Origin of the sequence: Chitinophaga ginsengisegetis (assembly GCF_900168065.1) — a bacterium.
Taxonomy (GTDB): Bacteria; Bacteroidota; Bacteroidia; order Chitinophagales; family Chitinophagaceae; genus Chitinophaga; species Chitinophaga ginsengisegetis.
Genome location: NZ_FUZZ01000005.1, coordinates 703278 through 718072, shown reverse-complemented (window position 1 = coordinate 718072; position 14795 = coordinate 703278). Strand labels below are relative to the sequence as shown.

At 46.1% G+C, this 14795-nt stretch carries 12 protein-coding genes; all 12 read left to right on the top strand.

What is annotated here, in order from left to right:
• Position 1 precedes the first annotated feature (1 nt).
• The 12 genes from B5Z18_RS29050 (at position 2) to B5Z18_RS28995 (ending at position 14791) form a co-directional block, all read left to right on the top strand.
• Positions 2–1198, top strand: coding sequence for an FAD-dependent monooxygenase (locus B5Z18_RS29050; protein ID WP_079473056.1), 1197 nt, complete (start codon positions 2–4; stop codon positions 1196–1198).
• Positions 1199–1319: 121 nt separating this feature from the next.
• A complete protein-coding gene (locus B5Z18_RS29045; RefSeq protein ID WP_079473055.1) occupies positions 1320–1607 on the top strand; it encodes a hypothetical protein in 288 nt (95 codons plus the stop codon).
• A 49-nt stretch (positions 1608–1656) separates the two neighbouring features.
• Entirely contained in the window at positions 1657–2118 is a 462-nt protein-coding gene (locus B5Z18_RS29040) for a MarR family winged helix-turn-helix transcriptional regulator (protein ID WP_079473054.1), read from the top strand.
• A 4-nt stretch (positions 2119–2122) separates the two neighbouring features.
• The gene (gene arr / locus B5Z18_RS29035; RefSeq protein WP_079473053.1) at positions 2123–2554 is read left to right on the top strand and encodes an NAD(+)--rifampin ADP-ribosyltransferase; all 432 of its coding nucleotides are present in this window, start codon (positions 2123–2125) and stop codon (positions 2552–2554) included.
• A gap of 174 nt (positions 2555–2728) precedes the next feature.
• Positions 2729–3319, top strand: a complete 591-nt coding sequence (locus tag B5Z18_RS29030) for an RNA polymerase sigma factor (protein ID WP_079473052.1) — start codon at positions 2729–2731, stop codon at positions 3317–3319.
• A gap of 124 nt (positions 3320–3443) precedes the next feature.
• Positions 3444–4481: a FecR family protein gene (locus B5Z18_RS29025; RefSeq protein ID WP_079473051.1), complete on the top strand. Its 1038-nt coding sequence runs from the start codon at positions 3444–3446 to the stop codon at positions 4479–4481.
• Between the two features lie 4 nt (positions 4482–4485).
• The gene (locus B5Z18_RS29020; RefSeq protein WP_079473050.1) at positions 4486–8058 is read left to right on the top strand and encodes a SusC/RagA family TonB-linked outer membrane protein; all 3573 of its coding nucleotides are present in this window, start codon (positions 4486–4488) and stop codon (positions 8056–8058) included.
• Positions 8059–8077: 19 nt separating this feature from the next.
• Entirely contained in the window at positions 8078–9445 is a 1368-nt protein-coding gene (locus B5Z18_RS29015; RefSeq protein ID WP_159454465.1) for a RagB/SusD family nutrient uptake outer membrane protein, read from the top strand.
• Between the two features lie 10 nt (positions 9446–9455).
• Positions 9456–10928, top strand: coding sequence for a TlpA family protein disulfide reductase (locus tag B5Z18_RS29010; RefSeq protein ID WP_079473048.1), 1473 nt, complete (start codon positions 9456–9458; stop codon positions 10926–10928).
• Between the two features lie 3 nt (positions 10929–10931).
• Positions 10932–12560 (top strand): S41 family peptidase, encoded by a 1629-nt coding sequence (locus B5Z18_RS29005; protein ID WP_079473047.1) that lies wholly within the window; start codon positions 10932–10934, stop codon positions 12558–12560.
• A gap of 20 nt (positions 12561–12580) precedes the next feature.
• Entirely contained in the window at positions 12581–13720 is a 1140-nt protein-coding gene (locus B5Z18_RS29000) for a TlpA disulfide reductase family protein (RefSeq protein ID WP_079473046.1), read from the top strand.
• 207 nt (positions 13721–13927) lie between these two features.
• The gene (locus B5Z18_RS28995) at positions 13928–14791 is read left to right on the top strand and encodes an NmrA family NAD(P)-binding protein (protein WP_079473045.1); all 864 of its coding nucleotides are present in this window, start codon (positions 13928–13930) and stop codon (positions 14789–14791) included.
• Positions 14792–14795: the final 4 nt, after the last annotated feature.

Sequence of the window (14795 nt, the reverse complement as noted above, 5' to 3'; positions counted from 1 at the left end):
AATGGAATTACTATCAAATAATAAAGTAATAATAATAGGCGGTGGCATTGCCGGTTCATCAATGGCTTTATTTCTTAAAAAGATAGGAATAGCGTCCGCAATTTTTGAAGCCAACGAAACAACATTTTCAAACGGTGCAGGATTAAACCTTGCACCCAATGGAGTATCTGTATTAGCCGAATTAGGCTTAGCTGCCAAAGCGATTGAAAGCGGGAGTATTGCGGTAGATGGAATATTTAAAAACGCTAAAGGAAAGAAACTGGCAAAAGTAGGTTTTTCCAATGCAGCAAAGTATAAATATCCAAGTGTGAATATTAAAAGAGCAACACTCGCTGATATGATGCACGATGAGCTGGTGAAACAAAACATACCGGTTTATTTCAGCAAAAAACTACAAAGTATTTCACAAACCGAAAATGAAGTAACAGCAACATTTGAAGATGGAACTCAAGCTACAGGAAGGATTCTTATTGGAGCGGATGGCGTAAGAAGTATTGTTAGAAATTATGTATTAGACACGCCTATGAAGCCCGGTTTTACAGGTGTTGTTGGCGGCGGTGGCTTTGTAGATAAAAATAAAATTCAAAACTTAACGCCGTCAGATAGCAACAATATAAATTTTATTTATGGTAAAAATGGATTCATTGGCTACACAGGGGTGAATAAAAATGAGTTAATGTGGTGGACAAACATCATGGTAGCTAATCCATACACCAGGGAAGAGCAAATAAATTTTAACAAAGAAGCCGAAAGAAAAAGTTTGCTGAATCAATACGCCGCTTACAGTTCCCCGATTACCGACATCATAAATAATTCTTCGGATTTTATCCGGCTCAATGTTTTTGATATTCAATTTTTACCCAGGTGGTTTAAGAAAAATTGTATACTCATTGGGGACGCGGCACATGCCGTGAGCCCAAATTCAGGACAAGGAGCTTCAATGGCTTTAGAGGACGCCATGCTTTTAGCAAAACTCATCCGTGATGAGAAGGAGTTGGATACTGCCTTCTCAACCTTTGAAAAAATGCGCAGACCACGCGTTGAAAAAATTGTGCTGGAAGGAAGAAAAAGAGGAAGCGACAAAGTAATTGTAAGTGCATTTCAGCAAAAAATCAGGGAACTTATGATTAGAATATTTGTAAACGCATTTGCCGAAAAAAGCAATCACTGGTTATTTGATTATAAAATAGAATGGTAACAAAAAAATAAGCCGCGGGTTTTCTTTTTACGTGATTTCCCCGTCACTTTCCATCAGGTAAGTATGTGCATTTTTAGAAAGTATCACCGTAACTTGTATAACAAGACAAAATCTTGTATCTATGTTAAACAGGAGATCTTTTCTAAAGTCTACCGGCAGTTTTAGCGGCTTATTCCTGCCTGTGATGTCATTCCCCCAATTTAATATGATTGCCGCAAATGACCAGCCATTACTAACAAAGGCCACATTAAAAAATTCTTATTGGTATATCGGGCATTTACTGTCTGTACTGCTCAAATCAGCAGACACAAATGGGCTTTACTCACTTTTAAAAGTGACGGAAATAAAAGGCTTAGAAACCGGTGCAAATCCTGGCCAGATAAAATTTCAGTTTTATTTTGACGATTAAAGTATTTATTATTTATCTTTACAATTAAGATAATTAATAATCAAGATACATGCCCGCTAAAGAAGAAATCAGGAAACTAAGGAAGCTAAGTCAGCAATTTGCCTATACTTCCATCAAAATGCACGAAGCCATTGGCAGAAAAGCAGGCATGTCCGGCACAGACCATAAATATTTAGGGTTTTTACTGCAGCAGGGGCAAATGACAGCCGGGGAGTTTTCTAATATAACGGGCCTGACCACCGGCGCGGTTACGAGCTTAATAGACCGTTTTGAGAAGCAAAAACTGGTAAAACGACAAGCTGATAAAGCAGACCGCAGAAAAGTTATCATCGTACCGGATACAGAAAAGATAACGGCGCTGTTCAAACCCCTTTATGGAGATTTTCAAAGCAACACCGAAAAACTGTTTGGTACATTTTCATCAGGAGAATTAAAAGTTTTGGAGAAGTATTTCTCGGAAGCAATGGAAATAATGGACCGTAAAATACAAACGATAAATCAAAAACAATAACGCAATGAGTACAACCGACACCCAGGCACCTATTCTGAATCCTTTTTCTCAGACCTTCTTTCATGGCACCAAAGCGGATTTAAAAATCGGGGATCTTATAGAAACCGGTTTTAACTCAAATTTTGTGGACCGGCAATTAAAACACATTTACCTCTCCGCCACCCTGAATGCGGCTACCTGGGGAGCTGAACTGGCCGCGGGAGACGGACGGGAAAGAATATACCTGGTAGAAGCAACAGGCCCGCTGGAAGATGACCCCAACGTAACCGATAAAAAATTCCCGGGCAATCCTACAATGTCCTACCGCTCCACACACCCATTTAAGGTAGTTGGTGAGGTTACGGTATGGCAAAAACATTCACCGGAGCAAATCAAAGCGATGAAAGATGGACTGGAAATGCTGAAACAGCAAGGGATTATGGTGATAGAGGAGTAAATAACCGGAGAAGCGCGCCAGCGCTTTTAAATGATATGGTAATCCCGCCGGACTTCCTGCTGGTGGGTATCAAAGACTTATATGAGATTTTGAATTAACACTCTCCCAACGGTTTGAAATGTAAAACATTTTTAGCACCTTCGCACATAAGCCAAACTGAATCGTGCAGGATTTATGACCGATGACAAAGATATATGGGATGGTTTTCGTTCAGGAGATGAATCTTCCCTGCAAATTATCTTTGACAGATATTATACCCCGTTATTCAACTATGGTCACAAGTTTACGCAGGATGACCACATCATAGAAGATGCCTTGCAGGACTTATTCGTTAAGCTCTGGAAACAACGGGAATCCATTAATGCCACCGAATCAGTTAAAAACTATCTATATAAGTCGTTTCGTAGAGTATTGTTGCGCATGCTGGATGTACAGCAGCGCAAATACAGTTTCCTGGTCCTGGACCAGTGGATGGACGCGGATCAGGAGCTGGCTTACGACCAAACAATGATCAGCCGCGAAAGGCTGGAGACCATACGCACCAACCTGGGTCGTGCATTGGAGAAAATGACACCGCGACAAAGAGAAATTATCCACCTCCGGTATTACGAGGAAATGGAATATGAAGAAATTGCTGCCCTGATGCAGATTTCCGTTTCCAGTACCTATAAATTGGTATATAAAGCAATAGATGTACTACGTACTTATCTGTCCAAAACTGATCTCCTTATTTTGACTGCTGTTATATCCTTGAAAAAAATCTAAGATCGCCCTGTTTTTTAAAGTCGTAATTAGAAATTATTCATTTTATCGCCCTTTAAATAAAATTATTATTTATTTAATACAGGAAGGGATAAAATCTTAAAGGGTCGTGTATATATAATCAGGCATGGAACATCAGCACAGCGATTACAATCATTACACCACTACATCTTTTTTTAAAGATGAGCAGTTCATTCAGCATGTGTTGAAAGCGGATGATCTGTCTGTGGCTTATTGGGAGCGTATTTCCGGTGAATACCCGGACAAAAGGGCTGCAATGGAAGAAGCCCGTGCCTGGATACTGCTCATCAACAAACAAAAGCCGTATCAACCAGCCACCGGCAAGTTGCAGCTTTGGGACAAAATTGCCAACCAGATAGCAGCTGATGAACAAAGGCAGCAACGGGTGTACCGGCCGCTGAAAATTGCTTCCAGGTGGATAGGCGCTGCTGCAGCAGCCCTGATACTATTAGTCGCCTTACGGGAATGGTCCTCATTGGGAGAAAAGAAATTCAGTACCACTTTTGGTAAACGGGAACAGGTAGTATTACCGGATGAAACGGTTGTTACCTTAAACGGCAACTCAGCCATCCATTATGCACGCACCTGGAAATCAGAAAAGCCAAGAGAGATATGGATGCAGGGGGAAGCATTCTTCGAGGTAAAACATGTAGCCTTGAAGAACCGCCTGCAACAATCAGACTCTTTCCTGGTACATGTGAGCAACCTGGAATTAAAAGTATTAGGTACAAAATTTAATGTCCGCAACCGTCGCAGCATCACTGAAATCTCCCTGCTGGAAGGTAGTCTGCGAATTGAAAAAAACGGCACCGGAGCCTTTGTCAAAATGCTCAAACCGGGAGACGCCTTCATGTACGACAGCAGCAAACAGGTATTGACCGCCATGAACAGGAATCCACAGGCCAACAAGGCATGGACCAACAACGAAATGGACCTGGATGGTTACACACTTTCTGAAATACTGAATGTGCTGGAAGATACCTATGGCTATGAAATCAGCTTACAAGCGCCGGAACTGGCACAGAAAAAGCTTTCGGGAACTGTGCCCGCTGCCAATGCCGACGACATCCTTTTTGTTATCAGAAAGGTGTTTAATCTTAAAATCGATCAAAAAGCAAATCATTTAATTATCAGCCAAAATTAGGAGAATGAATAAACGAATATTATTTGTCATGTGTTTCCTGCTGGGAACACTGCCAGGAAGTTTATTTGCCCAGCAACAAGTGAAATTAAAAGCTGCTTTAGAAGAAGTAAAGGCCGTTTACGGTACTAAATTTTCATATGAAGCTCATCTGCTGGACAACATCTATGTCAATTTTAAAAGTCCGCTGACGAAGAAAGAACCGGTAGAAAGTGTCCTGAAAGATTTACTCTACAAAAAAGGATTCATCTTCCTTTACGTACAGGAAAACTACTACACCATCATCAGGGATACCCGGCCCGATAAAGGAGAAGAGGCGCGGGAAGCAACAGGCAGCGTTGCACCTGCCACTGCGTCCGATGATTATGTACAAACAATCACCGGCGTAGTTACGGATAAAGATGGTCACCCGCTGGTAGGTGTCACCGTGATCCCGGAAGGCTTTGCCATCCGGTTCGGTTCCATCACCAGCAGTGATGGCAGCTATACCCTTCGTTTGAAAGAGAAAACAAACGCCATTATCTTCACCTTCGTGGGCATGAACCCGTTGAAAGTAGACGTGGACGGCAAAACCGTGATCAACGCCAGACTGGAAACAGATGTACGTCAACTCCAGGAAGTAAGTGTGGTGTCTACCGGTTACCAATCTATACCTAAAGAACGCGCTACCGGCTCCTTCAGCCAGATTACCGCGAAAGAAATCAGAAGCGTACCTGCCGTTAACCTGATGGAACGCCTGGAAGGGGTAACACCCGGCGTACGCTTCGACGTAAGAAACAACCAGATTACCATACGCGGCGTCAACACCCTTAATGGTAGCGGAAGCCCGCTGATCGTGGTAGATGGATTCCCTGCGCTTGACCAGGAGCTGTCCAACCGGCTCAATAATAACGCCAGCGGCGGCGCCATACTGAGCAGGTATAACCCGGAAGATATTGAATCCATTACCGTACTGAAAGATGCTGCCGCCACCTCTATCTGGGGCGCCAAAGCAGCTAACGGTGTGATTGTGATCACCACTAAAAAAGGAAAAAAGAATTCCTCTTCCCTGAACTTCAGCACAAACCTGAGCGTTTCCAACCCCGCCAATATGAAAAATCTGAACCGCATGAGCAGTGCAGAATATATTGACCTGGAAAAAGAAATGAAAGGCCTGGGTTTCTTCAGCGATCCTGCCCAATGGGATAACAGCTGGATGACTTTCAACCAGAACAGACCGGTAAGTGAAGCCCTGGAATGGATGTTCAAGGTAGACCGCGGCACCGCTACCGCTGCGCAACGCGATTCAGCCCTCACCGCGCTCGGCAATATGGATAACCGCGGCCAGATCCGCGACCTGCTGCTGCAACGCGCGGTTTCACAACAATACAATCTCTCCTTCTCCGGTGGCGGACAAAACAGCACCTACTACGTGTCTACCAACTATACCCGCGACCTGCCGGTATTTAAAGGTAATAAAGGTGAAAACTACTTTGTTACAGCCAACATGAGTAACGAACTGTTTAATGACCGTGTAACAGTAAACACCGGTATCAATTATAACTATACCAACGGCCTGTCCAACACCGCTGCGCTGAATGCAATCGGTGAGGGCCGCCAGGGTCTCCGCCCTTACGAAATGCTCGCGGATGCCGCCGGCAACCCTATTGCCCGGTCTATCGATTTCCGCGATGAAGTGGCCGCCGACTTCCTCAACAAAGGCTACCTGCCCTGGACCTACAGCCCCCTGCAGGAACTGAACTACGGCAATACTACCGACAAGGAAAACCGTATCCGCCTGAATGCAGATATCAATACAAAAATTACCGACTGGGTGAATGTAAGTGTGGCCGGCTCCCTGCAACGTAACAACGGGGAAGATGTATATCTCTCTAACCTGAACAGCTACGAAACAAGAACGCTTGTAAACACAGGTACTACTGTTGACGCCAATGGCCGCCTGATATATGGCGTACCATACGGCGGTAAAATGATCAGTCATAACCGTACGGAAACCAGCTATGGATTACGCGGACAGGTAAACGTAAATAAATCCTGGGGCACTCTTTTCAGTCTTAATGCACTGGCAGGTACTGAAATCCGGGAAAACCAGGCTACCAGCTACCAGCAAACCAGGTTTGGATTTGATGAAGACACCTACTCTTCCGCTTCCTGGAATCCAACCACTTCCTATATGACAGTGATGGGCTGGAGCACCAGCCTGGGATACAGTGATGGTACCATTCTCCGGTCTATCAACAGGTTTTTGTCGTACTACGGTAACGGCGCCTTATCCATCCTCAACAACCGCTATGTGGTATCGGGAAGCGTAAGATTTGATGATTACACCCTTGCCGGCGCCTCCCGCAGTCAGCGCGCCAAACCGCTATGGTCTGCCGGTGTGAAATGGGATATTACATCAGAAGACTTTATGAAAGATGTAAACTGGATCAACAAACTCGGACTTCGTCTTACTTACGGAACAGGCGGATCTGTTCCCACCAGTGCCAGCAATGCGGCCATCCTTTCATTAAACGGCCTGGATCCCATCACCCGCGAACCTTTTGGCAGTGTAATATCCCCCGCCAATAACCAGATCAGCTGGGAGCTTACCCGTACCACCAACCTGGGGCTTGACTTCAGCGTATTAAACAGCCGCCTGAACGTGAGCCTGGATGCTTACCGCAAGCGCACTACTGATCTGCTCTGGACATTCCCGATCAACAGTACCTATGGCTGGTCCTCACTCGCCTATAATGCCGCCAGCATGACCGGTCACGGTTTTGACGTAGGCATCCGGGGAGAAATCATCCGCGGACATAAATTCGGATGGGCATCTACCTTTAACTTCTCTTATAATACCAACAAGGTAACTGATTCCCGCTTCACCAAACCTACCAGCAGCCTGGCAGTAAATGGCGGTACCCCTATTGTGGACATGCCGAATGATTATGTATATGCTTACCGTTGGGCCGGACTGGACAACAAAGGCCGCTCCCAACTATATGATAAAAATGGAAAGATCATTTCAGCAGATGCGGGCAACAACACCATCACCCAGGAAGACCTGGTGTACATGGGCCGTACCACACCTCCTTACTTTGGCGGCTTCTTCAATGATTTCAACTATAAGTCATTCACTTTCGGTGTGCGTATTACCTATGAAATGGGCCACGTATTCCGCCGTCTTTCTATCGAGAATTATCCGGACTACGCCACCAACAATTACTACGGCGTGATAGGCACCCAGAAGGACCTTGCACTGCGCTGGCGTAAACCCGGCGACGAACAGTTTACCAATGTTCCGGGTCTTCCCAATGTAACTACCAACAGCAGTAACCGTTACAAAATGTCTGATCTGCTGGTAGAAAGCGCCAGCCATATCCGCCTGCAACAAATCAATATCGGTTACCAGGTGCCATCAGCAGCACTCTCCCGCCTGATGGTAAAATCGGTAGGGGTCAACTTCTCGGTTAGAAACCTGGGTATCATCTGGCGTGAAAACAAATCAGGACTGGATCCCAGCTATGTGATGAGGAACAACTATTCCAACCTTCCTCCATCACCCAGTTATTTCATGAGTTTGAACGCTTCTTTCTAACACAGAAAAAATGACCAAGATGAAAATGAAATTTGTTTATATATCGCTGCTGGCTTTTTCAATGGGTGCTGTTTCCTGCCGCAAATATGTGGAAGTAGAACAACCCAACCAACGCCAGTTTAAATACACGGCAGATTTTGAAAAACTGCTGAACAATGTGGATGTAATGGAAAAATCGGCCAGCATGCCGATTCTTTCCAGCGACGACATTAACCTCGAAAGCAATACCAGCATGCAGAACCTCCTGACCAACGAGTTAGGAAACATGTATACCTGGGCCGACACTTATTATACTTCCGATCAAAGCGACGCCGGCTGGGATGCACTCTACAATCTGGTGTATGTATGCAACCAGGTCACTTCTTTCGTCATGGAAAGTGAAAACGGTACCACGTTGCAAAAGCAGCGTATTTATGCAGAAGCACAGGTACAACGTGCCACCACCTATCTCACGCTGGTGAACATCTACTCCCGCGTGTATAACAGCAGCAGCGCCGCTTCTGACATGGGAGTACCGCTGTTGTTGTCGCCTGATCTTTTTGTAAGCCTACAACGCCCATCCGTACAGGCCGTGTATGATCAGATCATCAAAGACCTGACCGCCGCCATTCCTGTGCTGCCGGACGTAACCACTAATAACCTGCATCCCAATAAAGCGGCCGGTTACGCAGTACTCGCAAGAACGTATCTCTACATGCAACGCTATCCGGAAGCAGCAGAAAATGCAGCGAAGTCGCTCTCCTACCAGTCAACCCTGCTCAACCTGGGCGACTATGCAGATGGCACCAAAGCATACCCGAGAAGACTCGAGAATCCCGAAGTACTCATGTCGAAAGAGGCTACCAGGCCCGGCTATCTTAATCTGCCGCTCAGCAGCAAGCTGGTGAACCTGTTTGATACCCGCGATGTACGGTACTCCCTGTTTACCCGTAATGGCAGCACCTTCCAGCCAGCCTTCACCGGACGCGGTTCTTACCGTGATATGGTATTCCAGTACGATAACATCGCCGTTGGCGTATCGGTGCCGGAAATGATGCTCACACAGGCAGAGGGCTTAGCAAGAGCAGGTAACACAAACGATGCCATGACCCTGGTAAATTCCCTGCGTCAGCATCGCTTCAAAGCCGCAGATTACACCGCACTCACCGCTGCCGATGCGCCCGCCGCATTACGTATAGTCCTCGATGAAAGAAGAAGGGAACTGTTTGGTACCGGTCTTCGCTGGTTTGATCAGCGCCGGTTAAGCAGGGAACCAGCTTTGGCGGAAACCGTTACACGCGATTTCAAAGGCACCACTTATACACTCACTGCCGGCGACCGTTACGTGTATCCTATCCCTCCAAAAAATATTGAATTGAATCCTGAATTATTGCAGAACCCAAGATAAAATTAAGGATATGAGAAGAACAATAGGTTTAATCGGATGTGGTCTTTTACTCGGTACTGCCACCGTATTTGCCCAGCAGATTAACAAGGAGCAATACAGGGATGCAGCCCCCAAAGACCTCATCAAACAAACGGCGCTCAACGAGCAACAGCTGAGTACTATTCAGCGTTATTTCCAGTTTGAGCTGAAAGACACAAAAAGAGGACAGGAACTACAGGAACTGCTGCTTCAGAAATATCCCAAAGGAGCCACCGCCCGCCTTGCGGCCTTTCATAAAGCTTCCAGTGCGAAAACAATGGAAGCCTTAATCGCGCAATCCGAAGATTTTCTGAAAGCATTTCCATATGACGAGTGGCACAAAGAGCCAATTGGACAAGAGTTTATTTACTATACCACTTATCGTACATTAGGCAGTTCTTATTTCGATACCAAACAGTTTGATAAATTCCTGGAGTTATCATCTCCCCTGAACTTCAAAACAGAAAATGAGCTGTATCGCTGGAATGTGATGCGGGCCACTGTTTTCAAAATCGTGGGCCCTGATACCCTCTTCAACATCTCCACCCGGATGATCAATGAACTGGTGAAGAAAGTGAACGACGGGTCTTATGAGGAGCAAGGTGTTTTCAATAAAGAAACCGCCGCCGCCAATGCTGCCGAACAACTCGATAATGAACTCACCAACCATATTACCCTGTTGCATAGCATGAAAAAATATGCGGAAGCAAAAAAATACTTCCCGCATCTTTCTGCAAAGGGAGCCTATGGCAAGGCTGAACTGAATGCGCTCCACCTGGACATCCTGCAGCAAACCGGCGATCAGCAAGCCATTCAGCCATTCCTTGAAAACTGCGTAAGGGCAAATGCCATGACAGCCCCCATGTTCGACAAGCTGAAGGAAATATATACTGCCAAAAACAAAGATGGCAAATACGATCAATACCTCGAAAGCCTGAAATCAGTAAACGATCAGGAAGCACTCATCGCCGAAGTAAAAGCCGGCATGACCAATAAAGAATATGTGCCTTTTGCCATGCAGGACCCGGAAGGGAAAACGGTAAGATCCAGCGAATGGGGCAACAGAATTGTGGTCCTGGACTTTTGGGCAACCTGGTGCAAACCCTGTATCAGCGCGTTTCCCGGCATGCAGATGCTGGTAGATAAATACAGCAACGATCCACAGGTAGCTATTTACATGGTAGGCACTATGCAGTACGATAACTACAAAGAAAAATCAGAGGGGTATATCAAACAACAAGGCTTCCGTTTCCATTTGCTGCATGATAACATCGACAAAGCAACCGGTCACCAGGATGCTGTTTTCAGAACTTTTGTACCCTTCTTCAACTCTTCCGGTATCCCGAGAAAAGTAATCCTGAAAGATGGGGTCATGCGCTATACCGCAGAAGGCTATTCCGGTAGTCCGAGTAAACTGGTAGATGAACTGACCTATGCGATCGAACTTTTAAAAGCAGAAAAATAATTTATGTTGCTAAAAAGATATTCCCTGATTACGATGGGTTTGGTGGGACTTTCACTCAGTTTGAAAGCACAGGTAAATCCGAAAGAAAAACTCTGGCAGACATTAAAAACTATCCAGGGCAACTACGTGGATTCCCTCACAGATGAAACGTTGGTGAATGCAGCCATTGCCGGTATGATGCGTGAGCTGGATCCCCACTCCCGCTATTTCTCCGGCGTTGAATCTGCACAGATGCAGGAAGCGATGAAAGGTAAATTTGCGGGCATAGGAATCCAATTCCTGGTGGAGAAAGACACCGCTTATATCACCCAGGTTATTAGCGGTGGTCCGGCTGAAAAAGCAGGACTACAGGCCGGCGACAGGATCATCTCTATAGATAACATACCCGTTACCGGCACTACCAACTTTGAGGTGATGAAAAAAATACGGGGAGAAAAAGGTAAACCACTGACACTGGTAGTACGCCGTAGAAACAACCCGGCAGATATTACCAAAGAGATCGTCCGTGACGTGGTAGCCGACAGGTCTGTAAGAGCCGCCTATATGGTCAACGACAGTATCGGATACATTTCCCTGCGCATCTTCAGTGAAACCACCCGTAATGAAATAGATAAGGCCATCACCGATTTGCAGGCAAAAGGGATGAAAAACCTGATCCTGGATCTTCAGGGGAACGGCGGCGGATATGTAGAAGCAGCAATCGGCGTGGCAGATGAATTTCTTCCTAAAGACAAACTGGTATTTTACAGCGTTGGCAGGGACAAAGGCAAGGACTATTATTATACCGGTGGCTTCGGCAGATTCATGGAAGGCCGGTTGGTAGTGCTGATCGACCAGTATACTGCCTCCGCCAGTGAAATACTCACCGGCGCCCTGCAGGATTGGGATCGCGCCGCCATTGTTGGCAGAAGAAGTTTTGGTAAAGGACTGATGCAGCGTCCGGTGCCCGTATTCGACGGCTCCGTGCTGGAACTGACCGGCGCCCGGTACTATACCCCTTCCGGCAGGTCTATTCAAAAGCCCTACCACGGCTCCTCCTATAGCGACAACGTATACACCCGGCTGGCCAGCGGTGAACTCACCAATGAAAAGGTGATTCACTTCCCGGACTCTTTAAAATTCACTACGCTGACGGGTAAACGAACTGTTTACGGCGGTGGCGGTATTATGCCGGACCGTTTCATCCCGCTGGATACCGTTGAATACAACGGCTGGCTGCAGGATGTAGCAGATCATCAGCTCACAGGCAAAATCACTTTCGATTATCTCGATACCAACCGCGCAAAGCTGCTGGCCGACTACAAGGATTTCAAGGCATTCAATCAGCAATATAACGTTCCGGATTACCTGGTACAGGAAGTAGTTGGCTCCGCGCAAGCAGCAGGACTTCCATTGCTACCGGGCAGTAAAGACAGGATCCTCCCCCTGCTTTCTCTCGAAATAAAAGGACAGCTGGCCGCGCAGCTGTTCGCCGGCAACGACTACTACCTGCAGGTATTAAACACCGACAACGGCAGCTTTAAAGAAGCAATGCGCCTGCTGGAACAGCCCGCGCTGATGAACAATTTGCTGAAACCCGCCCCGGTAGCAAAAGAGAAAGTAAAGGAAACACGGAAAGCAAAGAAAAAGTAATCATCTTCAAAAATCATAACATGAATCTGAATAAGTTGATAATGGTAGCGGGTATGTGCACTCCACTGGCAACAGTAGCACAACAATCTTATACCATTAAAGGTAGCGTGAGTAATATCAAGGAACCCGTAAAAGTGTTTCTGACCTATAAAGTAGATGGTGAACGCCTCATGGACTCCACCATCATGAAAGGTGGCAGATTCACTTTCAAAGGCAGTGTACATGCACCTAAAGAAGCTCACCTGGTGGTGAAACACAACAATCTTCCTCCCGACCCGACCACCCGTCCGGTAGAAGATATTCTTGCCTTCCTGATTGAAGACAAAACCATCACCATCGCAGCAAAGGACTCGATCAAAAATGCAGTTATTACCGGCAGCGTGACCAACGACGACAACACAAAAGTGAATGCCATGCTGAAGCCCATCTATGATCAGTACGAAAAACTGAATGAGGAGTTTAAGTCGAAGCCACTCGAACAGCAAAAGGATACCGCTTACCTGAACAGTCTCGACAGAAGAGCTAATATCATCAAAGATGAGATCTTCGCCGCCAAGATGAAGTATGTAAAAGCCAATCACAACAAGTACATGGCACTGATGGCTTTCAACTCTACCCTGCCGCCTGAATTTGATGCGATTGCAGCAGAAAAGGAATTTAACCAGTTTGATGAATTATTGCGCCAGTCGGATCTGGGTAAGGAGCTGGGAACGCGCATTGCAAAAGTGAAGAAAACACAGGAAGGCGCTGCGGCTCCCGACTTCACACAACTGGATGCCAGCGGTAAGCCGGTGAAACTTTCTGACTTCAGAGGTAAATATGTACTGCTCGACTTCTGGGCCTCCTGGTGTGGTCCCTGCAGAAGAGAGAATCCAAATGTGGTAAAAGCCTACAATAATTTTAAAGACAAAGGCTTTACTGTACTGGGTGTATCGCTGGATAAGCCGGATGACAGGGAAAAATGGCTGGCAGCCATTGAAAAAGATGGTTTACAGTGGACACAGGTAACTGATCTGAAAGCATGGGATAATGAAGCAGCCAAGCTGTACGAAGTAAACGCTATTCCAATGAATTTCCTCATCGATCCAAACGGAAAAATCATCGGTAAATATCTCCGTGGCGAAGCTTTAGAGGATGCGTTGAAGAAAGTAATGCCGTAAATACGTTTTTATTCCAATCATTAGATAATGGTTTGTTGTTTCCTCCAGCTGATGGAAATGACTATACGCGTACCGGGATTGTATCCTGGTGCGCGTTGCCATTATAGGCGCTTCGTAGTCAAATTACATTTTCATACAATCTTCTGAGATTTGAACACTTTTCCTCCGGTATCCCGGTGGACCTTTGAGTACATTAAACTACTGAAAATGAAAATCGTACTTACAGGTTCCCTCGGGAATATCAGTAAACCACTCACTGAAATATTGGTGAAGGCAGGACATCAGATCACACTCATCAGTACAGATCCCAATAAACAGGCCCGGATACAGGCTATGGGCGCCCAACCCGCTATTGGCAGCATTCAGGATCTCCCTTTCCTCATTAAAACCTTTACAGGAGCTGATATTGTTTATTGTATGAACCCGCTGAACTTCACGATGCGGGACCTGGATGCCTGGGATAGCAACTTGGATAATTATATCCGGGCTATCAGGCAAACCGGGGTAAAGCGTGTGATTGTGCTGTCGGGATGGATAGCACACCTGCTGAATTCCGTCCGGCCGGAGAAAAAGTTTGAGGCACTTCAGGATGTGTCTATTACCTTTGTGCGACCGGGACCTTTTTACAGCAATTTCTACCACCTTAAGGATATGATCCGCCAACAGCGTATGATTGTATCCAATTATGGCGACGAAGATATGGTGGCTTTTGTAGCTCCTGAAGATATTGCTGCTGCTATCGTGGAAGAGATCAATACCCCGGCGGTGGCAGGTACGAAGGTGACCTATGTAGCCAGCGAGGAACTTACGTGTAACCAGGCGGCACAAATTATAGGAGAAGCGATTGGAATACCAGACCTGCAATGGAAAGCAATTCCCGGAGAACAGGTGAAACAAGGACTCGAAGCTACCGGCGTATCGCCTGAAGTTGCCGGATTACTGGTAGAAATGCAGGCAAATATGCATAATGGAAAAGCGCAGCAGGACTACTACCTTAACAGACCTGTTTTAGGGAAACGAAAACTGCGGGATTTTGCCAGGGAGTACGCTACCTGGTACCATCAAAACTAAATAT